The sequence below is a fragment of the Azospirillum brasilense genome (assembly GCF_007827815.1).
GTDB lineage: Bacteria > Pseudomonadota > Alphaproteobacteria > Azospirillales > Azospirillaceae > Azospirillum > Azospirillum brasilense_C.
In genome coordinates this window covers 1-22,844 of record NZ_VITH01000012.1, presented here as the reverse complement: position 1 = coordinate 22,844, position 22,844 = coordinate 1, and the positions used below count along the sequence as shown (strand labels likewise).

The 22,844-nt window shown below is 69.3% G+C and carries 20 protein-coding genes and 1 pseudogene; 15 read left to right on the top strand and 6 right to left on the bottom strand.

All coding sequences use genetic code 11. From position 1 onward, the window contains the following. The first annotated feature begins 194 nt into the window (after window positions 1–194). Complete coding sequence (locus FBZ83_RS22650) at window positions 195–692, top strand: PRC-barrel domain-containing protein (protein ID WP_145689019.1); 498 nt, start codon at window positions 195–197, stop codon at window positions 690–692. A gap of 50 nt (window positions 693–742) precedes the next feature. On the opposite strand, the gene FBZ83_RS22645 is transcribed toward FBZ83_RS22650, so the two are convergent. The 3 genes from FBZ83_RS22645 to FBZ83_RS22635 all read right to left on the bottom strand — a co-directional run bounded on the left by FBZ83_RS22645 (window position 743) and on the right by FBZ83_RS22635 (window position 3,381). Next, on the bottom strand, window positions 743–1,207 hold the full coding sequence (locus FBZ83_RS22645) for a bacteriohemerythrin (RefSeq protein ID WP_186466166.1): 465 nt from the start codon (window positions 1,205–1,207) through the stop codon (window positions 743–745). 98 nt (window positions 1,208–1,305) lie between these two features. Next, window positions 1,306–2,319 carry a DUF6352 family protein gene (locus FBZ83_RS22640; protein ID WP_145689017.1) on the bottom strand — a complete coding sequence of 338 codons (1,014 nt, stop codon included), beginning with the start codon at window positions 2,317–2,319 and terminating at the stop codon, window positions 1,306–1,308. Window positions 2,320–2,439: 120 nt separating this feature from the next. After that, window positions 2,440–3,381, bottom strand: a complete 942-nt coding sequence (locus FBZ83_RS22635) for an alpha/beta fold hydrolase (RefSeq protein WP_145689016.1) — start codon at window positions 3,379–3,381, stop codon at window positions 2,440–2,442. A gap of 143 nt (window positions 3,382–3,524) precedes the next feature. On the opposite strand from FBZ83_RS22635, the gene FBZ83_RS22630 reads away from it, so the two are divergent. Continuing rightward, the gene (locus FBZ83_RS22630) at window positions 3,525–4,142 is read left to right on the top strand and encodes a septal ring lytic transglycosylase RlpA family protein (RefSeq protein ID WP_145689015.1); all 618 of its coding nucleotides are present in this window, start codon (window positions 3,525–3,527) and stop codon (window positions 4,140–4,142) included. On the opposite strand, the gene FBZ83_RS22625 is transcribed toward FBZ83_RS22630, so the two are convergent. Further along, window positions 4,139–4,960 carry an SDR family NAD(P)-dependent oxidoreductase gene (locus FBZ83_RS22625; RefSeq protein ID WP_186466165.1) on the bottom strand — a complete coding sequence of 274 codons (822 nt, stop codon included), beginning with the start codon at window positions 4,958–4,960 and terminating at the stop codon, window positions 4,139–4,141. The two genes, FBZ83_RS22630 and FBZ83_RS22625, sit on opposite strands and share 4 nt — an antisense overlap. Before the next feature lie 376 nt (window positions 4,961–5,336). On the opposite strand from FBZ83_RS22625, the gene FBZ83_RS22620 reads away from it, so the two are divergent. The 9 genes from FBZ83_RS22620 to FBZ83_RS22585 all read left to right on the top strand — a co-directional run bounded on the left by FBZ83_RS22620 (window position 5,337) and on the right by FBZ83_RS22585 (window position 15,325). Continuing rightward, the gene (locus tag FBZ83_RS22620; protein ID WP_119509160.1) at window positions 5,337–5,786 is read left to right on the top strand and encodes a MaoC family dehydratase; all 450 of its coding nucleotides are present in this window, start codon (window positions 5,337–5,339) and stop codon (window positions 5,784–5,786) included. A gap of 179 nt (window positions 5,787–5,965) precedes the next feature. Further along, the gene (locus tag FBZ83_RS22615; protein ID WP_145689013.1) at window positions 5,966–6,922 is read left to right on the top strand and encodes a bifunctional riboflavin kinase/FAD synthetase; all 957 of its coding nucleotides are present in this window, start codon (window positions 5,966–5,968) and stop codon (window positions 6,920–6,922) included. A gap of 3 nt (window positions 6,923–6,925) precedes the next feature. Beyond that, complete coding sequence (locus tag FBZ83_RS31520; protein ID WP_186466164.1) at window positions 6,926–7,102, top strand: hypothetical protein; 177 nt, start codon at window positions 6,926–6,928, stop codon at window positions 7,100–7,102. An 88-nt stretch (window positions 7,103–7,190) separates the two neighbouring features. Beyond that, window positions 7,191–7,898 (top strand): orotate phosphoribosyltransferase, encoded by a 708-nt coding sequence (locus FBZ83_RS22610; RefSeq protein WP_145689012.1) that lies wholly within the window; start codon window positions 7,191–7,193, stop codon window positions 7,896–7,898. 207 nt (window positions 7,899–8,105) lie between these two features. Further along, window positions 8,106–10,961, top strand: coding sequence for an isoleucine--tRNA ligase (ileS, locus tag FBZ83_RS22605; protein WP_145689011.1), 2,856 nt, complete (start codon window positions 8,106–8,108; stop codon window positions 10,959–10,961). A 127-nt stretch (window positions 10,962–11,088) separates the two neighbouring features. After that, the gene (gene lspA, locus FBZ83_RS22600; RefSeq protein ID WP_014239673.1) at window positions 11,089–11,592 is read left to right on the top strand and encodes a signal peptidase II; all 504 of its coding nucleotides are present in this window, start codon (window positions 11,089–11,091) and stop codon (window positions 11,590–11,592) included. 84 nt (window positions 11,593–11,676) lie between these two features. Next, window positions 11,677–12,303 carry a DUF3035 domain-containing protein gene (locus tag FBZ83_RS22595; RefSeq protein WP_211111723.1) on the top strand — a complete coding sequence of 209 codons (627 nt, stop codon included), beginning with the start codon at window positions 11,677–11,679 and terminating at the stop codon, window positions 12,301–12,303. Between the two features lie 153 nt (window positions 12,304–12,456). Next, window positions 12,457–13,863 carry a M16 family metallopeptidase gene (locus tag FBZ83_RS22590; protein WP_145689009.1) on the top strand — a complete coding sequence of 469 codons (1,407 nt, stop codon included), beginning with the start codon at window positions 12,457–12,459 and terminating at the stop codon, window positions 13,861–13,863. Window position 13,864: 1 nt separating this feature from the next. After that, window positions 13,865–15,325, top strand: coding sequence for a M16 family metallopeptidase (locus tag FBZ83_RS22585; RefSeq protein WP_247888434.1), 1,461 nt, complete (start codon window positions 13,865–13,867; stop codon window positions 15,323–15,325). Between the two features lie 117 nt (window positions 15,326–15,442). On the opposite strand, the gene FBZ83_RS22580 is transcribed toward FBZ83_RS22585, so the two are convergent. Further along, complete coding sequence (locus tag FBZ83_RS22580; protein ID WP_145689008.1) at window positions 15,443–15,625, bottom strand: hypothetical protein; 183 nt, start codon at window positions 15,623–15,625, stop codon at window positions 15,443–15,445. Between the two features lie 175 nt (window positions 15,626–15,800). On the opposite strand from FBZ83_RS22580, the gene pgi reads away from it, so the two are divergent. Further along, window positions 15,801–17,444: a glucose-6-phosphate isomerase gene (pgi, locus tag FBZ83_RS22575; RefSeq protein WP_145689007.1), complete on the top strand. Its 1,644-nt coding sequence runs from the start codon at window positions 15,801–15,803 to the stop codon at window positions 17,442–17,444. A 499-nt stretch (window positions 17,445–17,943) separates the two neighbouring features. Here the strand turns inward: pgi and FBZ83_RS22570 are convergent, their stop codons facing one another. Further along, on the bottom strand, window positions 17,944–19,149 hold the full coding sequence (locus tag FBZ83_RS22570) for a hypothetical protein (RefSeq protein WP_145689006.1): 1,206 nt from the start codon (window positions 19,147–19,149) through the stop codon (window positions 17,944–17,946). A gap of 325 nt (window positions 19,150–19,474) precedes the next feature. Between FBZ83_RS22570 and FBZ83_RS22565 the strand changes: the two genes are divergently transcribed. The 3 genes and pseudogenes from FBZ83_RS22565 to FBZ83_RS22555 all read left to right on the top strand — a co-directional run. Further along, window positions 19,475–20,317, top strand: coding sequence for a hypothetical protein (locus tag FBZ83_RS22565; RefSeq protein WP_145689005.1), 843 nt, complete (start codon window positions 19,475–19,477; stop codon window positions 20,315–20,317). A 76-nt stretch (window positions 20,318–20,393) separates the two neighbouring features. Further along, window positions 20,394–22,289 carry a DNA mismatch repair endonuclease MutL gene (gene mutL, locus FBZ83_RS22560; protein WP_145689004.1) on the top strand — a complete coding sequence of 632 codons (1,896 nt, stop codon included), beginning with the start codon at window positions 20,394–20,396 and terminating at the stop codon, window positions 22,287–22,289. Between the two features lie 135 nt (window positions 22,290–22,424). Beyond that, window positions 22,425–22,844, top strand: a pseudogene (locus tag FBZ83_RS22555) (transposase); the annotation flags it as partial.

Here is a 22,844-nt window from a genome sequence, read left to right as displayed (position 1 = left end):
CGGTACGCCCTTCTCCGGCTCCCACACCCGCAGACCCACTTTTGCCCGCTGGACCGGCCCCGTGGCGAGGCCTCTCAAAGCGCGTCCCGAGTCGCCGCACGATATCAGCCGCAGGATGTCACAGGGCTCCCCGCGTGACCTTTCCCGCCTTCCCCGGTTGGAAGGGTCGGTTTCGTGCAACGAGGAGAGCTTCCATGCACAAGACGGTGATCGCGACCCTGTCCGCCCTGGCGCTGATGACCGGCGCCGCCGCGGCCCAGACCGGCACCGGCGGCTCCACCCAGGCCCCGAGCTCCCAGGCCCCCAACTCGGTCATCATGGACCAGGGCCAGAGCGCCCGGCCGGCCGGCCCCACAGGCAACGCCACGGGCGGCGCCAGCGTCGAGCATCTGATGAGCCGCACGGTGATCGGGGCGGACGGCGAGAAGGTCGGCAAGGTGACCGACGTCATTCTCGGCCCGGACGGCAACGCGCAGCTCCTGGTGATCCAGAGCGGCGGCTTCCTCGGCATCGGCGGCAAGGAGATCGCGGCCGACATCGCGCTGGCCGACGTGCTGCCGGGCAACGGCCCGATCACGCTGCGCGACGTCACCCAGGCGAGCGTGCGCGACATGCCGGAGTTCCAGTACAACGACAGCATGACTTCGCTGAACCGCGGCCCGAAGCACAGCGGCGAGTCGAACAAGCAGTAACCATCAGGCTGCAAAGCCCCTCTCCCACCCCGGGGGAGGGGCTTTGCCTTTTACGCCTCCACGCCGCGCTCGCGCAGGTAGGCGCCCAGCTTCATGTCGACGCCCAGGATGTGGCCCGACAGCCACTTGGCGAGGAAGCCCAGCACGAAGGCGCCCTTCTCCCCACCCGCGTCCAGAGCGCTGTTCACGTCGTGCAGCTGGCGGACGAAGCTGTCGTGCAGCGCCTTGTGGACGGCGTAATCGGGATAGCCGTGCTCGCGCATCAGCGTCTCTTCCCGGTCGAAATGCGTGTCGGTGTAGTCGAGCAGGTCCCCCAGCACATCCTGGATTTCGCTGTCGGCGCGGAACTCGTTCACCGCGGTGACGAATTCGTTGAACAATTCGAACAGACGCTTGTGGTCGGCGTCGATCACGGCGTTCCCGACGCCGAAGCCGTTCTGCCACTCCATCGTCTGCCAGCGCGGGTCGGCAAGGTTCGGCTTCATCGTCTTCGGCTGCGTTGTGTTTAATTGCATGACGTTTCCCCCTTCAGGAAACATCCTTATAAGCCGTCGCCCACCCGCAGCCGGGGCGGCAGATAGTCACACCGAAAGTACGGTTATAGGATTATCGGTCAGTTCATCTGCGCCAGAGGCAGATTGACCAGCAGGTTCTGCGGCTTCAGGCGCAGCTTGCGGTCGGCGGTCATCGCCAGGGCCAGATAGACGGGCCGTCCGGCGATGTCGGCGCGCATGGCCGCGGGATCGGCGAACTCCAGCCGGAACAGCGACAGGATGCGGGCGAGCCGGTCCTCCCCCACCTCCGCTCCGTTGTAGAGGTCGTTGAGGATCGCCGTGGCCTCCCCGTCCAGCCCGACATGCCAAACCCAGCGCTCGTCGCTGATCCGCTGCACGGGATGGATCGACACCGCCACCCCCAGGAAATGCGCCACCCAGCCCTCCAGGACGCGGCACAGCGCGTCCAGCCCGGCCGCGGCGAAGGTCACATCGAGCACGGTGTCGTGCCGCGAGTCGCGCGCCCAATAGTGGGGGTGGTTGGTCTCGTCGAGGATGTCGAGATCGACGGAGCGCGGGGCGGTCCCGGCCTCCACCACCAGCCGCCCCAGGCTGCCGAAGCCGCCGGTCGCGGCCAGCATCTCCACCGTCTCGCTGTCGGCCAGCCGGACGCGCCCATCGTCCACCGACACCGTCTGGGGCCGGAAGAACAGTTCCCCCGCCCGCGCGCGCAGGCCCGACGGCGTGCCGTCCAGCAGGTTGCGCAGGATCACGTGGGCCATCTGGTCGATGAACAGCCCCGGCACGCCCCGCGCGCCCTCGCGGAACAGGCGGAGGTAGCAGCCCTCGACCGTGCCGGCGGCGAGCAGCCGGTCGCGGAAGCCCAGCCAGACCGCCCAGTTCTCCCGCGCGTCCGCGTCGGCCAGCGCCTCGACCATGCCCGGCGGGACGGGGCGGGCGGGATCGTCGAGCAGGCCGGCGAACAGCGTGTGCTCGGTCTCGCAGGCGTCCTCGGGCGGGCGCATCTCCGGCCGCATCAGATAGGCGCGCAGGAAGTCCGGCGTGACCGTCAGCCAACCGTCGGCGTCGCGCGTCAGCAGATGGAAACCGGACTCTTTCCAGAAATCGGACATGGAAGGCAGACCCTTGAACAGAAAAGCGGTCGCAAAGCGTCCCTCATGTGGGCGCGCGGACGCCCATACCCAGGCGCCCATACCAAGGACCTAGCACAGCCCGGCTTACGGATGCCCGACTTACAGATGGAGGGCCGCCAGGAAGGCGTCGATATCCGCCCACACCCGGTCTCGGACGTCGTCGCGCTCCATCAGCAGCTCGTGCTTGGCGTCGGGATGCTCCTTGAGCACGGCGTTGCCCAGCCGGGCGGCGGCCAGCCGGTGCGCCTCCGAGCGGACCACGGCGTCGGCGGGGGCGCTGAGCAGCAGGATGGGAGTCGTCACCCGCTCCAGCGGGGCGGTGAAGCGGATGTGGTCGGAGGCGCGCAGGGCCGCCCGCACCCAGCCGAAGCTGACCCCGCCCACCCGCAGCTCGGGCCGGTCACGGAAGGCGTCGTGGTAGGTGGCGTAGCGGCGGGGGTCAGAGGTGATCGGGTTGACCGGGGTGAACAGCCCCTCCACCGGATCGTAGTCGTGCTGGCCGAAGGCGTATTCGGCGGCCCGCCCGCGGGCGCAGAGGCGCTCGGCCAGCCAGACCGCCATGCGGCGCGGCACCGGGCCGGTGAAGATGTCGAACATCGGCGCGGTCAGCACCGCCGCGTCGCACAGGGCCGGGTCGCGCAGCAGGGCCATCAGGGCGACCAGCCCGCCCATGCTGTGGGCGACCAGCAGCAGCGGCCCGCGCTGCCGCGGCCTCACCAGCTGCTCCACCACCTCGTGGAGATCGCCGGCCAGCGTGTCGAAGCTGTCCAGGTGATGGATCTGCCGGTTGGGCAGAGGCCGGTCGGACAGGCCCTGGTTGCGCCAGTCGAAGGCGAAGACCTCGAAGCCACGCGCCAGCATCTCCCCCGCCGTCTCGGCGTATTTCTCGATGAACTCCGCCCGGCCGGTCAGCAGCAGCGCGGCGCCGCGCGGCGGGACTTTTGTGGCCGTCCAATGGGCGGTGCGCAGCCGCGTCCCGTCCGCCATTGTCACCCAGCCGAACCGTGGCTCCACACCCAGATCCGCCACGCTCACGGCCATTCCTGCGCTCTCCCTCGCTGACGGGACGATTGAAGCATCAACGCACGGCGCGGGTCCAGCGTCCGGCGGCCATCCGCCGGCCATCCAGTGGAACCCCCGTCCTCCCCCAGGTGTTGTCGAGGTCCATTGGGAGGTACATTCGAATGCACATGGTGCGTACACTGTCCATGGCGCTTTGCGCCCTGTCCCTGACCCTGTCCCCCATGGCCGCCGCCCAGGCCCAGCCTTCCTCAAAAGCGCAAAGCCCCAAGGACGCGTCGGTGCCGCCGATCGCCGTGGAGCGCACGGACGAAGGCGAGCCGGTGCTCGTCCACGAGGGCGAGGCGTCCTTCTACGGCGGCTCGTTCCATGGCAAGAAGACGGCCAGCGGCGAGCGCTTCGACCAGAACAAGCCGACCGCCGCCTCGCGCGAGCTGCCGCTGGGCAGCAAGGTCACCGTGACCAACCAGGACAACGGCAAGAGCATCGACGTCATCATCAACGACCGCGGCCCCTATGTGGACGGTCGGGTCATCGACCTGTCGAAGAAGGCCGCCAAGCAGCTCGACATGATCGAGGACGGCGTGGCCCCGGTCCGTGTCGAGGCCAAGCCGTCCGAACAGCCGACCGAGGCCGTGAAGGAGAAGGTCGAGGCCAAGGCCGAGAAGGCCGACCAGACGCAGGTGGCGGAACAGCCCGGCTCGCAGAAGAAGGGCAGCGGCGCCGCCCTCTCGGGTTCGTCCGCCGCCGACCGGCAGAGCGGTTCGGGCTCCGACCGCTAAGCCCCCTCTCGCGGTGTGCGGACGGACCGACTGGCGCGCTGCCCCCGGTCGAAGGCGGCCAGCAGCGCGCCCAGCCCGTCCGACGCCGCGTGGCGCGACCACAGGAAGGGGCGCAGCATGTTGCGGGTGCCGAAGCCATGCACATGCACCGTGCGGCGCCCCAGCGCCTGCAACCCTTCCCGCGCCACGTCCAGCGGATCGGCGGCCCCCGGCAGCGCGTTCAGGGCGAAGCCCGCCCGCTTGCCGAAGGCGGTGCGGGTGGCGCCGGGGCACAGCACCAGCACATCCACCGGCTTGCGCTTCAGCTCCGTCGCCAACGCCTCGCCATAGGCCAGGACGAAGCTCTTGCTGGCGCAGTAGGTCCCAAGGAACGGGATCGGCTGGAAGGCCGCCGTGCTCGACAGCAGGATCAGACCGGCCCGCCGCCCGTCGCGGGCCGCCCGTTCGATCATGCCGGGCAGCAGCGCACGGGTCAGCACCGTGGTCGCCACCACATTCAGCTCCACCGTCGTCCGCTCCGCCTCCGGGCTGTTGTCGAGCACCGGTCCGAAGGCGCCGGACCCGGCGTTGTTGATGAGCAGGTCGATCTCCAGCGTCTCGGCCTTCTGGATCAGCGCGTCCCGCCCCGCGTCGGTGGTCAGGTCGGTGGCCAGCACCTCGACCCGGCGCCCGGCGGACTCCAGCTCCGTCTTCGCGGTGTTGAGGGCCTCGGCGTTTCGGGCGGCCAGCAGAAGGCCGGTGTCGGTGGGCAAGGCGCGGGCGAAGCCGGCGCCGATGCCGGAGGTGCCGCCGGTGACCAGCGCGAAGCGGTGGGGCATGGGTCGGGTTCCATCGCGGTTCGGGGGGATGAAAGGTGACGGTTGGCCGCCGCGGCGCGAAGTCAAGCCGTCAGCCCCCGAGCCGCCGCGCATTCCGCGGCGCAGCAAGACGAATTGTCAGTACACATATTAACTGCCCGCCCCGTACTTTTACTGTCACGGAACTGAAATCGCCGAGACCCAGGAAATAGGTGGGAAATAGGCGGAGCGCGTCGACTGCCTCCTCTTTCGAAAGAGGTTAGCGGTTTTTTCACTTTTTCAGGCGAGTCGTGTTGCCATCACGTGGTTGCAGTGCATATATCGCATTGCACCATACGTGTTGTCGCACCGCACGGCCGGCGCTTCCGGCCGGTGCTTGATGAAAAGGAACCGCGGTATGGATGATGTTCGCCAAGTCCTGAAGGACAACGAGGGCCACTGCATCGAGGATTTGACCGTCGGCATGACGGCGTCCTTCGCGAAGACGGTTACCGAGGCGGACATCGTGCTGTTCGCCGGCATCTCCGGCGACACCAACCCGGTCCACCTGAACCAGGAATACGCCAGCGGCACCATGTTCCAGGGCCGCATCGCCCACGGCATGCTGAGCGTCAGCTTCATCTCCGCCGTTCTCGGCACCAAGCTGCCGGGTCCGGGCGCCATCTACATGAGCCAGACCGTCCGCTTCAAGGCGCCGGTCCGCGCCGGCGACACGGTGACCGCCCGCGCCACCGTCACCGAGGTGATCCCGGAGAAGCGCCGCGTCGTCGTCCGCACGGTCTGTACCGTCGGCGAGACGGTGGTGATCGAGGGCGAGGCCCTGCTGATGGTTCCGTCGCGCGGCTGACCCCGCCAAACCCTCAAGGCGGGCAAGCCTGTACAGATCGAAACGATGTGCCGGTCGCCGGTGCGTAGACCACGCGCCGGCACCGGTCTATATAAGACGCCCATGGCATGGCCCGCCCCGGCGGGCCGCCATCGTTTCCGGGGGCCGTCCGCGGCCCGCAGACCATCAGGGCGTGACGCATGCGATTGTTCCGACACACCGCCGACCTGCCGGAGGACGCCCGCGGGGCCGTCGTCGCCCTTGGCAACTTCGACGGGGTGCACCGCGGCCATCAGGCGGTGATCGCCACCGCCCAGCGGATCGCCCGCGATCTCGGCGCACCGTCGGCGGTGATGACCTTCGAGCCGCACCCCCGCTCCGTCTTCCGCCCGGACGACGCCCCCTTCCGCCTGTCGCCCTTCCGCGTCAAGGCCCGCCACATCGAGGCGCTGGGGGTCGACCTGCTGTTCGTCTGCCATTTCGACGAGAGCTTCCTGCACAAGACCGCCGACGCCTTCATCCAGGAGGATCTGGTGGCCGGGCTCGGCGTCCGGCACGTCGTCTGCGGCTACGACTTCCTGTTCGGCCACGGCCGCGGCGGCGACCCCGCCCTGCTGCGGCAGGCCGGCGCGGCCCACGGCTTCGGCGTGACCGAGGTCGGGCCGGTGGCCGACGATGCGGACGGCGTCTACTCCTCCACCCGCGTGCGCGACGCCCTGATCGCCGGCGACCCGCGCGAGGCCGCCCGGCTGCTCGGCGCCCCCTGGGAGATCGAGGGGCGCGTGGAGCATGGCGACCACAAGGGTCGCACCATCGGCTTCCCGACCGCCAACGTCGAGCTGGCCGACTATCTGCGCCCCGCTTTCGGCGTCTACGCGGTGCGCACCGGAGTGGACCAGGGGGCCGGCACGGTCTGGCGCAACGGCGTCGCCAACCTGGGCCGCCGCCCGACCGTGGGCGGAACGGTGGAACGGCTGGAGACCCACATCCTCGACTTCGACGGCGACCTCTACGGCCAGCATCTGCGCGTGCAGCTCATCGAGTTCCTGCGGCCGGAGCGCAAGTTCGGCAGCTTCAACGAGCTGAAGGACCAGATCGTCCAGGACGCCGACGCCGCCCGCGCCGTGCTGGCCAAGGAACCGCGGACGGAGGGTTGAGCGATGGACCGCGTGATCCTTCTGCTGTTCATCCTGAATCAGGGCGGCCCGACCACCATCGAGTTCCAGACGATGGAGCAGTGCAAGACCGCCGAGCCCGCCATCGTCCAAGCCTACCGCGAGATGACCGGCAACCCGGTGCTGACCCGCTGCATCACGCTGGCGCTGCCGGGAAAGTGACGGCGCAGGGCAAGCCCGCCCCATTGCGATTCGCACGCCGGGGGGCTACACACGGGGCAGTTTGAGCCTCCCTGGGAGCCGTTAGGCCATGACCACCGCCGCTTTGCCCGCCCCTGCCAATGGTGACCGGGCTACCATCGCCGCCACCGCCGCGAAGATCCTGCTGGAAATCAAGGCGCTGCATTTCAACGCCGAGACGCCCTTCATCTTCACCTCCGGCTGGGCGAGCCCGGTCTACACCGACTGCCGGCGCATCGTGTCCTTCCCGCGCGCCCGCAAGGCTCTGATGGACTTCGCCGTCCAGACCATCGAGCGCGAAATCGGCTACGAGAGCATCGACGCGGTGGCCGGCGGCGAGACGGCGGGCATCCCCTTCGCCGCCTGGATCGCCGAGCGGCTGGAGCTGCCCATGCAGTATGTCCGCAAGAAGCCCAAGGGCTTCGGCCGCAACGCCCAGATCGAGGGCGTGCTGACCGAGGGGCAGCGGGTCATCCTGGTCGAGGACCTCGCCACCGACGGCAAGAGCAAGGAGAACTTCGTCACGGCGCTGCGCAACGGCGGGGCCACCGTGACCGACAGCTTCGTGATCTTCCACTACGGCATTTTCCCGCAGTCGAAGACCAACATGGACCGCATCGGCGTCCGCCTGCACGAGCTGTGCACCTGGTGGGACGTGCTGAAGGTCGCCCGCGAGAACCAGTACTTCGACGAGAACACCCTGTCGGAGGTCGAGAAGTTCCTGAACGACCCGGTCGGCTGGTCCGCCGCCCACGGCGGCAAGGCCAGCTTCGACTGACGCACCCGGAGGCGCCGCGCCTTGACCGCACCGCCCACACCGCTAATATCCCGCGCGATGCTGCATCCGGCGTGGGTCATGGCGCGTATGGCGCGAATTACCAACCCGGCCTCCTGAGGGGGGCCGGGACCGCCTCGTTTGTGCGTGCGTCGGGGGCCTGACCGCTGCCGCCCGACGGTTCTGCTTCAGGTTCAGGATATCCCCGACATGACCCGCGACTACAAGTCCACCGTCTTCCTGCCCCGCACCGACTTCCCCATGCGCGGCGGCCTGCCCACCAAGGAGCCGGAGCTGCTGAAGCGCTGGGAGGACATGGGCCTCTTCCAGCGGCTGCGCGAGACGGCGAAGGGCCGCGAGAAGTTCGTCCTGCACGACGGCCCGCCCTACGCCAACGGCAACATCCACATCGGCCACGCCGTCAACAAGGTGCTGAAGGACGTCATCGTCCGCTCGCGCCAGATGCAGGGCTTCGACTCCAACTACGTCCCCGGCTGGGACTGCCACGGCCTGCCCATCGAGTGGAAGATCGAGGAGAAGTACCGCGCCGAGGGCAAGGACAAGGACGAGGTTCCGCTCAACCAGTTCCGCGCCGAGTGCCGCCAGTTCGCCCAGAAATGGGTGGACATCCAGGCCGGTGAGTTCCGCCGCCTGGGCGTCGAGGGCAACTGGGCCGACCCGTACCTGACCATGACGCTGCCCGCCGAGGCGCAGATCGTCCGCGAGATCCACAAGTTCGCCATGAACGGCGGCCTCTACAAGGGCGCCAAGCCGGTCATGTGGTCGGTGGTGGAGAAGACCGCGCTGGCCGAGGCGGAGATCGAGTACCACGACCACACCTCGACCACCGTCTTCGCGCGCTTCGCCATCTGGGGCTCGCCGGCGCCGGAGGTCGACGACGCCAACATCGTCATCTGGACGACCACCCCCTGGACCCTGCCGGGCAACCGCGCCATCGCCTTCGGCGACGAGATCGAATACGCGACCTACAAGGTGCTGGCGGTCGAGGAGGGCAGCCTCGCCGAGGTCGGCGAGCGGCTGGTCGTCGCCACCGCGCTGGCCGAGAGCGTCTTCAAGGAAACCAAGATCACCGACGCGCGGCTGCTGCACCGCTTCCCCGGCTCGCGTCTGGCCGGCGGCTACTGCCACCACCCGCTGACCCGCAGCGGCTACGACTTCAAGGTGCCGCTGCTGGCCGGCGACTTCGTCACCACCGACGCCGGCACCGGCTTCGTCCACATCGCCCCCGGCCACGGCGAGGACGACTTCCATCTCGGTCAGGCCAACGGCATCGAGGTGCCGCAGACGGTCGGCGAGGACGGGCGCTACTACGACCACGTCCCGCTGTTCGCCGGCCTGCGCGTCTACACCGCCGAAGGCAAGCCGGGCGAGGCCAACGGCGCCGTGCTGAAGGCCTTCCAGGAGGTCGGGGCGCTGCTCGCCAAGGGCAAGATCAAGCACAGCTACCCGCATTCCTGGCGGTCGAAGGCCCCGCTGATCTTCCGCACCACGCCGCAGTGGTTCATCTCCATGGAGACGAACGACCTGCGCAAGACGGCGTTGCAAGCGATCTCCGACACGACGTGGTTCCCGGCCCAGGGCGAGAACCGCATCCGCGCGATGATCGAGCAGCGCCCGGACTGGTGCATCAGCCGCCAGCGCGCCTGGGGTGTGCCGATCGCCCTGTTCGTCCGCAAGGACAACGGCGCGATCCTGCGCGACGCCGAGGTGTTCAACCGCATCGCCGACATCTTCGAGAAGGAAGGCTCCGACGCGTGGTTCGCCCGCCCGGCGCAGGACTTCCTCGGCAACGCCTACCGCGCCGACGATTACGAGCAGGTCAGGGACATCGTGGATGTGTGGTTCGAGTCCGGCTCGACCCACGCCTTCGTGCTGGAGCAGCGGCCGGAGTTGAAGTGGCCGGCCTCGCTGTACCTCGAAGGTTCCGACCAGCACCGCGGCTGGTTCCATTCCTCGCTGCTGGAAAGCTGCGGCACGCGCGGCCGGGCCCCCTACGACGCGGTGCTGACGCACGGCTTCACGCTCGACGAGCAGGGCCGCAAGATGTCCAAGTCGCTGGGCAACGTGGTCGCCCCGCAGGAGGTCTGCGACAAGTACGGCGCCGACATCCTGCGCCTCTGGGTGGTCAGCACCGACTACACCGAGGACCAGCGCATCGGCCCGGAGATCATCAAGTACCAGGCCGACCATTACCGCCGCCTGCGCAACACGCTGCGCTACATCCTCGGCGCGCTGGCCGACTACACCCCGGCGGAGCGCATCGCCGTCGCCGAGATGCCGGAGCTGGAGCGCTGGGTCCTGCACCGCCTGTCGGAGCTGGACGCGCTGGTCCGCGCCAAGATCGAGGCCTACGACTTCCACGATCTGTCGGTGGCGATCCACAATTTCTGCGCGGTGGAGCTGTCGGCCTTCTACTTCGACGTCCGCAAGGACAGCCTGTACTGCGACGCGCCGGGCTCGGTCCGCCGCCGCTCGGTCCGCACGGTGATGGAGCATCTGCTCTCCACCCTGACCGCGTGGCTGGCCCCGATCCTCTGCTTCACCGCGGAGGAGGCGTGGCTCGCCCGTCCCGAGGGCCTGACCGGCGTCGAGGGCTGGAGCGAGGAGAGCGTCCATCTGCGCGTCTTCCCGGCCATCCCGGCGGAGTGGCGCAACGACGATCTCGCCGCCAAGTGGGAGTCCATCCGCACCGTCCGCCGCACCGTCACCGGCGCGCTGGAGCTGGAGCGGGCCAACAAGAGGATCGGCTCGTCCCTGCAGGCCAACCCGACCGTCTTCGTGGACGCGGCGACCAAGGCGCTGCTCGACGGCGTGGACTTCGCCGAGATCTGCATCACCTCGCAGATCACCGTGGCGGAGGGCACGGCCCCTGAGGGGGCGTTCGTCCTGCCCGACGTGGCCGGCATCGCGGTGGTGCCCGGCCTCGCCGAAGGGGGCAAGTGCGAGCGCTGCTGGAAGATCCTTCCGGAGGTCGGCACGAACGCCGCACACCCGACGCTGTGCCTCCGTTGCGCCGAAGCCGTGGACGCGGAACCGGCGTTCTGATTCGCAGCGGGCCCCCTCCCCATCCCTCCCCCGCTTCGCGGGAGAGGGAGTTTGATCCCCTCCCTCGCCGAAGGCGGGGGAGGGTTAGGGAGGGGGCCTGGACGCCTTTCACTCTTCGGAGCACTCCATGAGCAGCCTCTCCACGTCCGGCAGCCGCGGCTACACGGTCTTCGGCCTGTCCGTTGCCGCGCTGGTGGTGGTCCTCGACCAGCTCACCAAATGGTGGATCCTCGACGTGGTCATGCAGCCCTATCCACGGGTCATCGAGGTCACGCCCTTCTTCAACCTCGTGCTGGCCTGGAACACCGGGGTCAGCTTCGGCACCTTCGGCAGCTCCCACGCCTGGATGCCCTACGTGCTGGCCGCGGTGGCCTTCGCCATCGTGGTGGCGCTGCTGCTCTGGCTGCGGCAGGCCGACCGGCGCTACCTCGCGCTCGCCCTGGGCATGGTCATCGGCGGAGCCATCGGCAACGTGATCGACCGCTTCCTCTACGGGGCCGTCGCCGATTTCCTCGATTTCCACATCGGAGGGTGGCATTTCTGGGCCTTCAACGTGGCGGACAGCGGAATCAGCGTCGGCGTGGCGCTTCTCGTGCTGGATGGGCTGTTCGCCGGCCGCGAAAAGTCGTAATAGTTCACGCGACGGAGCCGCTATAAGGGACGCGGCCCGACGACAAGCGGCCTGACGACTAGACGACGGGACTCGAACGTGACCATGCTTTCCTTCGCCTCCTCCATCGCGCGGCGCTCCACTCGCTCCCTCGGGCGGGCCCTGGGGCGGGGTCCGCTGCTGGGCTTGGCGCTCGTCGCGCTGGCGCTCACCGGATGCACCGACGTCCGCCGTTCCATCGGCCTCGACCGCACGAGCCCGGACGAGTTCACCGTCGTGTCCCGCGCGCCGCTGACCATGCCGCCCAGCCTGACCCGCCTGCCGGAGCCGCGCCCCGGCGCGGCGCGGCCGCAGGACGCCACGTCGTCCGCGGTGGCCGCCGCCTCGGTCTTCGGCGGTTCGTCGCGTGCCACCGCCGCGGGCGGCCGGACGGCGACCGCCGGCACCGCCGGCGAGTCGGCCCTGATCGCCCAGGCCGGCGCCAAGGGCGGCATCGAGCCGGGCATCCGCAACAAGGTCGACCAGGAGACGACCCAGCTCGTCGTCGCCGACAAGAGCTGGATCGACTCCCTGCTGTTCTGGCAGACGCAGGAGCAGCCCTACGAGATCGTCGATCCGAAGAAGGAAAACCAGCGCCTGCGCGAGGCCCAGGCCACCGGCAAGGCGCTGAACGACGGCACCGTCCCGACCATCGAGCGCAAGCGCCGGGCGCCGCTGGAAGGGCTGTTCTAAGCCGCTTCCGGGGCTCCGTTCAGGGGCCCGATTCCAGGGCATTGTTCCGGGCGGCTCGCCGCACCAGTATCTAGGGGGCGTTCCCGGACGGGGACGCCCCCTTTGCATTCCCGTTCCCTCCGCCCCGTTCCCTCCGCTGCCAACGAGAGGCCCATGCTCCCCAACGGCCCCACCGCTCCCCCTCCCTGGAAACGGCCCTGGCGCCGGCTCGCCGCCGCCGGCTTGCTGGCCTTCGCCCTGGCCGGCGGCGCCCCCGCCGCCACGCCGGCCTTCGCCGCCGAAAAGGGCGTCTTCTTCCCGGAGACCTTCACCCTGTCCAACGGCATGCAGGTCGTGCTGGTGACCAACCAGCGCGTGCCGGTGGTCACCCACATGGTCTGGTACAAGGTGGGCGCGGCGGACGAGCCGCGCGGCGTGTCGGGAATCGCCCATTTCCTGGAGCACCTGATGTTCAAGGGGACGGAGGAGGTGCCGCCCGGCGCCTTCTCCCGAATCGTCGCCAAGAACGGCGGGCGTGACAACGCCTTCACCTCCTGGGACTACACGGCCTACTTCCAGAACGTGGCGCGCGACCGGCTGGAGCTGGTGATGAAGATGGAGGCCGACCGCATGTCGAACCTCCGCCTCACCGATCAGGTGGTCTATCCGGAGCGCGACGTCATCATCGAGGAGCGCCGCCAGCGCATCGAGAACGAGCCCGCGGACCGCATCGGCGAGCAGGTCAACGCCACCCTCTACGTCCACCACCCCTACGGCACGCCGATCATCGGCTGGCCGCAGGAAATGGCCACCCTGACGCGGGAGGAGGCGGAGTCCTTCTACAAGAGCTGGTACGCGCCCAACAACGCCGTGCTGGTGGTGTCCGGCGACGTGACGGCCGAGGAGCTGAAGCCGCTCGCCGAGAAATACTACGGCAGCATTCCCGCCCGCACGGTGCCGGAGCGCGTCCGCGTGCAGGAGCCGCCGATCAGCGCCGCCCGCCGGGTCATCCTGCGCGACGACGAGGTGCGCCAGCCCTCGATCCGGCGGAACTGGCTCGCACCCTCCTACCGCACCGACAAGGAGGGCTACGCCTACCCGCTCCAGGTTCTGTCGGAGATCATGAGCGGCGGCCCGACCTCCCGTCTCTACCGCAGCCTCGTCGTCGACCAGCGCATCGCCACCTCGGCCTGGCTGGGCTACAGCCCGTCGTCCTGGGACATGACCTCGCTGGCGGCCGGCGCCTCGCCGGCGGCCGGCGTCGCGATGGACAAGCTGGAGGCGGCCCTGGAAGCCGAGATCCAGAAGGTCGTGGAGAAGGGCGTGACCGAGGAGGAGGTGGCCACCGCCAAGAAGCGCATGCTGGCCGAGGCCGCCTACGCCCGCGACAGCCTGACCGGCCCGGCCCAGACGCTGGGTGCGGCCATCGCCACCGGCCAGAGCATCGACGACGTGGAGAACTGGCCGGTGCGCATCGACGCGGTGACCGCCGATCAGGTCAACGCCGCCGCCCGCGCCGTTCTCGGCCAGACCAACCACGTCACCGGCCTTCTGCTGCCGCTCCAGGACAAGGGAAGCTGAGATGATTGCACGCATCGTGCCCCCTCCCTCCCGCTCCGCGGGTCCCTCCCTCCCCCGCTCCGCGGTGGAGGGCCTGAGCGCCGAACCGATCCCCTCCACCTCGAAGAGGGGGAGGGTTAGGGAGGGGGTCATCGTCACGGTCCTCACCCTGCTCCTGACCGCCTTCGCCTTCGCCACCCCCGCCGCCGCCATCGAGATCAAGCGGGTGGTCAGCCCCGGCGGGATCGAGGCGTGGCTGGTCGAGGACCACAAGGTCCCCATCATCGCCCTGGAATGGGCCTTCGAGGGGGCCGGGGCGTCCGACCCCAAGGGCAAGGAGGGCCTCGCCAACCTCGCCGCGCGCACGCTGGACGAGGGCGCCGGCCCCTACGACAGCCAGGCCTTCGCCGCGCGGCTTCAGGACAACGCCATCGCGCTGGGCTACGACGCCGGGCGCGACGGCTTCGGCGGCAGCCTACGCACGCTGAGCGACCGCCGCGACGAGGCGTTCGAGCTGACCCGCCTGTCGCTGGCCGAGCCGCGCTTCGACGCGGAGGCGGTGGAGCGCATGCGCGCCGCCGTGCTGTCCAGCCTGCGCCGCGATCAGGCCGACCCCAACTACGTCGGACGGCGGCTGTTCTACTCCACGGCCTACCCCGGCCATCCCTACGGCGACGAGATCCGCGGCACGCTGGAGTCGCTGCCGACGATCACCCCGGACGACCTGCGCGGCTTCGTGAAGACCGGCTTCGGGCGCGACCGGCTGGTCGTCGCCGCGGCGGGCGACATCAGCCCGGAGGATCTGGGCCGCGCGCTCGACCACGTGTTCGGCGGCCTGCCGGCCACCTCCGCGAATGCCGCCATCCCCGACGTCGAGCCGAAGGGGCTGGGCGAGACGCTGGTCGCCACCCGGCCGACCGCGCAGACGGTCATGCTGATGGGCCAGACCGGGCTGAAGCGCGCCGATCCCGACTGGTACGCGGCGACCGTGATGAACTACGTGCTGGGCGGCGGCGGCTTCGGCTCCCGCCTGATGGAGGAGGTGCGGGAGAAGCGCGGCCTCAGCTACGGCGTTTACAGCTACCTGATCCCGATGGACCATTCCGCGCTGGTGATGGCCGGCGGCAACACGGTGAACGCCAAGGCCGGGCAGGCGCTGGACATCATGCGCCAGGAATGGAAGCGCATGGCCGACGAGGGCGTGACGGAGGAGGAGCTGGCCGACGCCAAGACCTACCTCACCGGCAGTTTCCCGCTGCAGCTCGGCAGCACCCAGGCCATCGCGCGCATCCTGCTCCAGGTCAAGCGCGACAACTTGGGCATCGACTATCTTGACCGCCGCGACGCCTTCATCAACGGCGTCACCCAGGCGGACGTGCAGCGCGTCGCCAAGCGGCTGCTCGACCCCAACCGGCTGCTGACCGTGCTGGTCGGCCGTCCGGAAGGGGTGACCGCGACGCGGACGATCGACGGGGGAAGTTGAGGAACGGTGTTTCGACGAGCCCCCTCCCGACCTCCCCCCGCTTGGCAGGGGGAGGAGAAAAGCCCTCCCCTGCGAAGCGGGGGAGGGTTGGGTGGGGGCCCAACGCGACCACCCCCCTCACGCCAGATCCGGCTGGCTCCCCGGAAAGCGCGGATCACCGGGGTCAATGGGGCGGCCCGGCACCTTGCCGGGGATGATGCCCACCTGATCGGGCCGCCCGTCCTCACGGCGTTCCTCATCCTCTGGAACCGGGGCCACCGGAACCGGCGGATTCTGTTCGGGTTTGCTGGGATCGGTCATGGTCACCTCCTGTCCCGAAAAGAACACAGGGCAGCGGTTGCCGGTTTCATCCACCGCCCCGCATAGTCCGCTTCACCTAGACCTTTGTGCACGTTGGATGCGCCGCTTTGGCGCGTACCCGGCGCGCACGGATCGGTGCTAGGCTCCGCGCACGCGAGAAGGAGGCAAAATCCCAATGTCAGCGCTCACCCGTTCGCCCGCCTGGGAAGCCCTGGCCCGTCACCGCCAGGACGTTTCGACCCTCCATATGCGCGACCTGTTCGCCGCCGACGCCGACCGCTTCAACCGCTTCTCCCTGGAAGCCTGCGGCCTGCTGTTCGATTATTCGAAGAATCGGATCACCGAGGAGACTCGCACCCTTCTGCTCGACCTCGCCCGCCAGCAGGACGTGGAGGGCTGGCGCGACCGCATGTTCGCCGGGGAGCGGATCAACATCACCGAGGACCGCGCCGTCCTGCACACCGCGCTGCGCAACCGCTCCAACCGCCCGGTCATGGTGGACGGCCAGGACGTGATGCCGGAGGTGAACGCCGTCCTGCACCGCATGGAGCGCTTCGTCCGGCAGGTCCGCGACGGCGCCTGGACCGGCTACACCGGCCACCCGATCACCGACATCGTCAACATCGGCATCGGCGGGTCCGACCTCGGCCCGGTGATGGTGACGGAGGCGCTGACCCCCTACCTGCACCCGCAGATCGGCGTGCATTTCGTCTCCAACGTGGACGGCACCCACATCAGCGAGACGCTGGAATGGCTGGACCCGGAGACGACGCTGTTCGTCATCGCGTCCAAGACCTTCACCACCCAGGAGACGCTGACCAACGCCCACACCGCGCGGCGCTGGTTCCTGGAGAGCGCCGGCGACCCCGCCCATGTCGCCAAGCATTTCGTCGCCGTCTCCACCAACGAGGCGGAGGTGCGCAAGTTCGGCATCGACCCGGCCAACATGTTCGGCTTCTGGGACTGGGTCGGCGGGCGCTATTCGCTGTGGTCGGCGATCGGGCTGTCCATCGCGCTCGGCATCGGCATGGACCGCTTCTATGAGTTGCTGGACGGCGCCCACGCCATGGACGAGCATTTCCGCACCGCGCCGCTGGAGCGCAACATGCCGGTGCTGATGGCGATGCTCGGCGTCTGGTACGTCAATTTCTGGGGCGCCAAGTCCCACGCCGTGCTGCCCTATGACCAGTACATGCACCGCTTCCCCGCCTATCTCCAGCAGTTGGACATGGAGAGCAACGGCAAGACGGTGGACCGCCAGGGCGCGCGGGTGGATTACGCCACCGGCCCGGTGGTCTTCGGCGAGCCGGGCACCAACGGCCAGCACGCCTTCTACCAGCTGATCCACCAGGGGACGGAGCTGGTCCCCGCCGACTTCCTGGCCCCGGCGGAAACCCACAACCCGATCGGCGACCATCACCGCATCCTGCTGTCGAACTTCTTCGCCCAGCCGGAAGCCCTGATGCGCGGCAAGACCGCCGACGAGGTGCGCGCCGAGATGGCCAAGTCCGGCAAGCCGGCCGAGGCCGTGGAGCCGCTGGTCCCTCACCGCGTGTTCGAGGGCAACAAGCCGTCCAACAGCATCCTGTTCAAAAAGCTGGACCCGCGCACGCTGGGCGCCCTGATCGCGCTGTACGAGCACAAGGTGTTCGTCCAGGGCATCGTGTGGAGCATCAACAGCTTCGACCAGTGGGGCGTGGAGCTGGGCAAGCAGTTGGCCGGCAAGATCCTGCCCGAACTCCAGACCGGCCCGACCGCCGCGCTGGGGCACGACAGTTCGACCAACGGGCTGATCGGCTGGTACCGCAAGCACCGCTGAGCGCCGCACGTCGGCATGACCGAGGCGCCGGGCGCCGGCCGCAGGAAGCTCTTGTGCGGCACGGCGATCCGGCGTAGGGTGCAGGCCATGAACCCCGTGCGCCTCACCTCTCCCGCCCTCCTGGGGCGATTTTGGTACCGCTGGTACATTCCGGCGGCATAGGTATCGCACACCCACGATGCACCCAAAGCCGCCCGACCCGAGGCGGCTTTTGTGTTTTCAGCACGCGGTGCACGCAAAATCCCCCTGACGGTCACGGCGGCCTCCCTGACAAACCGGAGGTCCCAACATGTCTGATTTCGATTTCGACGTCGTCACCGGCCCGTCCCGCGCCAGCTGCCCCGCCACCCCCAGCGAACCGGAAACGCCGGAGGACGGCCACCCCGCCGACAAGACCGGCCCGGCGTGACCGCCCCGTGCCTGGAACCGCCCCGCCCGTCCCGGCCCGCAACGGCGAGACGGGATGGCGGGGCGCTCCACGGACAGAACCGGCTGCCGCTTACGGCAGCGTGACCGCCGCTGTGGTGGCGAAGCCAACTTGGCCCAGCTGCGCGTCGAAGAAGTAATTGTAGGCCAGCAGCGGGTTGATTCCCGTGTTGACGAAGGCGATGTCGGCGTCCGGCAGGACCGGCTCCAGCGACGCCGGGGCCGCCGCGGTGGACAGCGTGGTGTCGATGGCGAAGATGCCCTTGACCGGGGCCGCGCTGGACATGGCGAAGCTGTAGGTCATCACCGGCTCCGCGTCGGGGCTGGACCCGTTCGGCACGGCGACGGTGATCTCCGCCCCGCCGAGATTGGCCGTCCAGGCCTTCGCCTGTGGAACGCTCATCATCGCCCCGGTGACCCCGCTGTCGAGCAGCAGGGTGGCCTTGAGCGGCCGCGCGTCGTTGACCGTGCTGATGGTGATGGTCGCCGGGCCGGTCAGCCAATAGGGCTGGGTCGGCGCCGCCGGCCAGGGCGTGCCCGACGCCGGGGCGCAGTTGCAGCCGTTGGTGACGTTGGCGGTGACCGGCGGTTTGGCCGAGGTCAGCGCGACGGTCTGGCCGTTGAAGGGGCTGGCCGTGAACGCCGCGGTCGTCACGCCCAGCGTGATGTAGCCGCTCGCCCCGCTCCCCGCCGAGGACAGCAGATAGGACGGGTAGAGCGGCTGGCCGTTCACCGACGCCGACAGGAACGGATTGCTCAGCGTGTAGACGACCTGATCGGACTGGCCGGCGTTCGCGGTGTAGCTCAACGCCGGACGGCCGAAGCCGACGCCCATCATGCCCATGCCCGGATCGACCGGGTTCTGGACATCGGGTGTGGCGGTGTTGCCGGCATACTGCGCGCCGAAGACCACCAGCGGCCCGGCCTCGCAGACCGAGGCGACCTGCTTCGCATCGTCCTGCGACGCGCCGATCGACAGGCTGGGCACCAGATAGAGGCAACCGGCCAGGGTGTTCCCCGACGGGTGATAGGTGATCTGCGCCGGCCCGAGCGACACCACGCCCGCGACCAGCCCCTTCGACGTGTCGCCGTCGACCATCAGCAGCGTTGCGGGAATGACGACGCCGGTCGATCCGGTGTCCACCTGCACCTCATGCAGCAGACCGCTCGGCGTGCCGATGGTGACGTTGAGGGAGTTGCTGTAGCCCTCCAAGCCGAAGGGCTGCCGGGCCACTGGAACATCGACCGGCGCGGCGTAGGTGACGGAGGTATCAGACATGGACTTCTCCCAAAATAAATTGGATGAAGCGGCAGATTTACTCAGCAAGAAACAATATTCAAACGTCTCATTCATCCACATGCATTGGCATGTTTATGAAACTCTCCTGGAGATGACAGCGAAATTTCCGTCTTTATTTTTTCACTGAACACGGCGACGCGCCGTCCCTCGACTCATTGCCCGAGGGAACGAAGCGGGCCGGGCGCCCGCAGCCCGGCCGGACCGTTCCGCCGCATGGACAACCTCGACCGCACACGGCATTATCGACAACCACCTGGGGATGCAGTTCGAAGCCCCTTCCATCGAAAAGCGGGGGAAAGCGCGCATGTCCGTCACCGACGTCACCGGCGGAACGCCCGCCAGCTTCGGCATGGCCGCCAAGCCGGCCCCGGCCAAGGGCCCCGACGCCCCCGCTTCGGGAACCGCCGCCCCAACGACCGGCCGCAACGGCACGGTGGACACGGTCAGCCTGTCGCCCGACGCGCTCCGGGCCATGACGACCGGAGTCATCGCCTTCACCGTCCCGAAGGCCGACGACTCGGCGGCCAAGGACCCGGTGGCGGCGCGCATGGAGACCATGCTCGCCCGCCGCGACTATGACCTCAAGCAGGCCGACTACATGCGGGAGGCGATGGGCATGCTGCGCCAGACGCTCAACCTGCCCGAGGACCAGCCGATCGTCCTGGGCGGCGCCGCGCATGGCCTGCTGGACAGGCTGGCGGCGAAGAACGGCCTCAGCAGACCCGAGATGCCGGACGCGCTGCGCGCCGCCGGGGTGAAAGACCCATTCGAGGAAAGCGCCAAGGAGGAAGCCGGCGTGATCGGCATCGGCATGCCCAACAGCGGCAAGGAAATGCAGGTCGCCTTCGACCGGCTCGGCCTCGACGCCTTGTCCGGCAGGAAGGACACCCCGGTGCGCATGATCCCGCTGAAGGACGGGGACGACCGCAGCGGCCCGCTGCTCGGCGCCATCAAGGGGGGAGCGCTGGGACGCCTCACCGACACCCGGCCCGGCCAGGGCGCCAGCCTGTGGGCGGTCACCGACGGGGCCCAGGGTCCGAATGCCCGCGTCCTCGCCTCGGTCCGTTCGGTCGGCATGGACGACGTCGCCACCGGCATGGCCACCGGCCTGCTGAAAGGGCTGAAGGGGCTGTTCGCCGGGGCCTGAGGGCCGCCACCGTCCCTCCCCGCACAAGCCCCCGCTCATGGTGGCATTCCATGCGTGGCCCTACTATATTTGGCGCATGCCGATCCGTATGCTGCCCGACACGCTCGTCAACCGAATCGCCGCCGGCGAGGTGATCGAGCGGCCCGCCGCCGCCGTCAAGGAACTGGTGGAGAACGCCATCGACGCCGGGGCCACCCGCATCGACGTGGTGGTGCGCGACGGCGGCAAATCGCTCATCACCATCACCGACGACGGCTGCGGCATGGCGCCGGACGAGCTGGCCCTTGCCGTCGAGCGGCACGCCACCTCCAAGCTGCCGTCCGACGACCTGCTGGACATCCGCTCACTGGGCTTCCGGGGGGAAGCACTGCCCTCCATCGGGGCGGTCAGCCGCTTGACCCTGACCAGCCGCCCGCGCGGCGCCGACAGCGCCTGGGCGCTGACCGTGGACGCCGGCCTGAAGGGGACTCCGCAGCCCGCCGCGCTGGCCCAGGGCACCCGCGTGGAGGTGCGCGACCTGTTCGCCGCCGTGCCCGCCCGCCTGAAGTTCCTGAAGGCCTCCCGGACCGAGTTTGACCACATCGGCGACTGCATCGAACGGCTGGCCATGGCCCATCCCGGCGTGGCCTTCACGCTGGATGGCGACAACCGCTCCCCGCTGCGCCTGTCGGCGGCGCAGGGCGACCTGCTCGACGCCCGGCTGACCCGGCTGGGCGCCCTGATGGGCCGCGATTTCCAGGACAACGCCGTGCCGGTGCAGGCGGCGCGCGAGGGAGTGACGCTCGCCGGCTGGATCGGCCTGCCCACCCTGCACCGCCCCACCGCCCGCCACCAGCACCTGTTCGTCAACGGCCGTCCGGTGCGGGACAAGCTGATGGTCGGCGCGGTGCGGGCGGCCTACGCCGATTTCCTGCCGCGCGACCGCCACCCCATGCTGGCGCTGTTCCTCGACCTCGACCCGCAGGAGGTGGACGTGAACGTCCACCCCGCCAAGGCGGAGGTGCGCTTCCGTGACCAGGGCCTGGTGCGCGGGCTGATCGTCGGCGCCCTGAAGCACGCGCTGGCCGAGGCCGGGCACCGCGCCTCGACCACCGTGGGGCTGGCGACGCTGGGCGCGCTGCGCCCGGAGAGCGGGGTGGACGCGGACGGAACCATCCTGTCGCCCTCCCCCCTGCCCTACCGCAGCCCGGGACCGCAGCCGGCGCAGTCCTGGGGCGGCAGCTACGGCTCCGTCGTGCCGCGCGGGCTGGCCGACCGGGCGACCGCCTTCCAGGCGCCCCATCAGGCGCCGCTTCCGCCCTTGCAGGGCCGCCTCGCCGGCTGGCAGGCCGCGCCCGCCGCCCGCCCGCCGGATTACGCGGCGCAGGCCGCCGCCGCTCCGCCGCTGGACAGCCACCCGCTGGGGGCGGCCCGCGCCCAGGTCCACAACACCTACATCGTCGCCCAGACCACCGAGGGCATCGTCATCGTCGACCAGCACGCCGCCCATGAGCGGCTGGTCTATGAACGGATGAAGACCGCGCTTCTGGAGGGCGGCGTGAAGCGGCAGGCCCTGCTGATCCCGGAGCTGGTGGAACTGGACGAGCCGTCGGCCAACCGCCTGTTGGGCCGCGCCGCCGAGCTGGCGGAGCTGGGTCTGGCGGTGGAGGGCTTCGGCCCCGGCTGCGTTCTGGTGCGCGAGGTGCCGGCGCTGCTGGGACAGAGCGACGTCAAGAGCCTCGTCCGCGACCTTGCCGAGGAGCTGGCGGAGCTGGGCGACGCGCTGTCGCTGAAGGAGCGGCTGGAGCATGTGTGCGGCACCATGGCCTGCCACGGCTCCGTCCGCGCCGGGCGGAGCCTGAGCGTGGAGGAGATGAACGCCCTGCTCCGCCAGATGGAGGCCACCCCCCACAGCGGTCAGTGCAACCACGGACGCCCAACCTATGTGGAGCTGAAGCTGTCTGACATCGAACGGCTGTTCGGCCGCCGGTGAATTGTCGGACCACAGATAGACTGACCCTGAACCACACACGAATTGACCCTGAAACCACAATAAGACTGACCCGGTGACCTGCTCCCCAGAAACTCCTCCACGCTGAGTTAGAGTCCGTCGAGCAAGGAGACGGACATGCAGAAGAGCCGGTTCAGCGAGGAACAGATCATCGGGATCCTGCGCGAGCAGGAGGCCGGCAGGCCGACGGCGGAGGTCTGTCGCTAGCACGGCGTCAGCGAGGCGACGTTCTTCCGGTGGAAAGCGAAGTACGGCGGGTTGGAGGTGTCGGAAGCCAAGCGGCTGAAAACGCAGGAGGACGAGAACGTCCGCCTGAAGCGTCTGCTCGCCGAAGCGATGCTCGACAACGCGGTGCTCAAGGATCTGGCCGCAAAAAAATGGTGACGCCCGCGGCTCGACGAGCGGCTGTGGCCCATGCGCAGGCGGTGCATGGGATCAGCCCGCGGCGGGCGTGCGCCATTCTCGGCGTGGACCGCTCATCGGTCCGCTACCGCTCCCGGCGTATGGACGACGCGCCGTTGCGAATCCGCCTGCGGG

What these genes read in the sequence shown, in the direction of transcription:
- FBZ83_RS22590 (WP_145689009.1), top strand. Translation starts at nt 12,457, where the DNA reads ATGCTCCCCAACGGCCCCACCGCTCCCCCTCCCTGGAAACGGCCCTGG.
- FBZ83_RS22580 (WP_145689008.1), bottom strand. Translation starts at nt 15,625, where the DNA reads ATGACCGATCCCAGCAAACCCGAACAGAATCCGCCGGTTCCGGTGGCC.
- FBZ83_RS22645 (WP_186466166.1), bottom strand. Translation starts at nt 1,207, where the DNA reads ATGCAATTAAACACAACGCAGCCGAAGACGATGAAGCCGAACCTTGCC.
- pgi (WP_145689007.1), top strand. Translation starts at nt 15,801, where the DNA reads ATGTCAGCGCTCACCCGTTCGCCCGCCTGGGAAGCCCTGGCCCGTCAC.
- mutL (WP_145689004.1), top strand. Translation starts at nt 20,394, where the DNA reads ATGCCGATCCGTATGCTGCCCGACACGCTCGTCAACCGAATCGCCGCC.
- FBZ83_RS22565 (WP_145689005.1), top strand. Translation starts at nt 19,475, where the DNA reads ATGTCCGTCACCGACGTCACCGGCGGAACGCCCGCCAGCTTCGGCATG.
- FBZ83_RS31520 (WP_186466164.1), top strand. Translation starts at nt 6,926, where the DNA reads ATGGACCGCGTGATCCTTCTGCTGTTCATCCTGAATCAGGGCGGCCCG.
- FBZ83_RS22630 (WP_145689015.1), top strand. Translation starts at nt 3,525, where the DNA reads ATGCACATGGTGCGTACACTGTCCATGGCGCTTTGCGCCCTGTCCCTG.
- FBZ83_RS22635 (WP_145689016.1), bottom strand. Translation starts at nt 3,381, where the DNA reads ATGGCCGTGAGCGTGGCGGATCTGGGTGTGGAGCCACGGTTCGGCTGG.
- FBZ83_RS22585 (WP_247888434.1), top strand. Translation starts at nt 13,865, where the DNA reads ATGATTGCACGCATCGTGCCCCCTCCCTCCCGCTCCGCGGGTCCCTCC.
- FBZ83_RS22620 (WP_119509160.1), top strand. Translation starts at nt 5,337, where the DNA reads ATGGATGATGTTCGCCAAGTCCTGAAGGACAACGAGGGCCACTGCATC.
- ileS (WP_145689011.1), top strand. Translation starts at nt 8,106, where the DNA reads ATGACCCGCGACTACAAGTCCACCGTCTTCCTGCCCCGCACCGACTTC.
- FBZ83_RS22625 (WP_186466165.1), bottom strand. Translation starts at nt 4,960, where the DNA reads ATGCCCCACCGCTTCGCGCTGGTCACCGGCGGCACCTCCGGCATCGGC.
- FBZ83_RS22610 (WP_145689012.1), top strand. Translation starts at nt 7,191, where the DNA reads ATGACCACCGCCGCTTTGCCCGCCCCTGCCAATGGTGACCGGGCTACC.
- FBZ83_RS22640 (WP_145689017.1), bottom strand. Translation starts at nt 2,319, where the DNA reads ATGTCCGATTTCTGGAAAGAGTCCGGTTTCCATCTGCTGACGCGCGAC.
- lspA (WP_014239673.1), top strand. Translation starts at nt 11,089, where the DNA reads ATGAGCAGCCTCTCCACGTCCGGCAGCCGCGGCTACACGGTCTTCGGC.
- FBZ83_RS22570 (WP_145689006.1), bottom strand. Translation starts at nt 19,149, where the DNA reads ATGTCTGATACCTCCGTCACCTACGCCGCGCCGGTCGATGTTCCAGTG.
- FBZ83_RS22615 (WP_145689013.1), top strand. Translation starts at nt 5,966, where the DNA reads ATGCGATTGTTCCGACACACCGCCGACCTGCCGGAGGACGCCCGCGGG.
- FBZ83_RS22650 (WP_145689019.1), top strand. Translation starts at nt 195, where the DNA reads ATGCACAAGACGGTGATCGCGACCCTGTCCGCCCTGGCGCTGATGACC.
- FBZ83_RS22595 (WP_211111723.1), top strand. Translation starts at nt 11,677, where the DNA reads ATGCTTTCCTTCGCCTCCTCCATCGCGCGGCGCTCCACTCGCTCCCTC.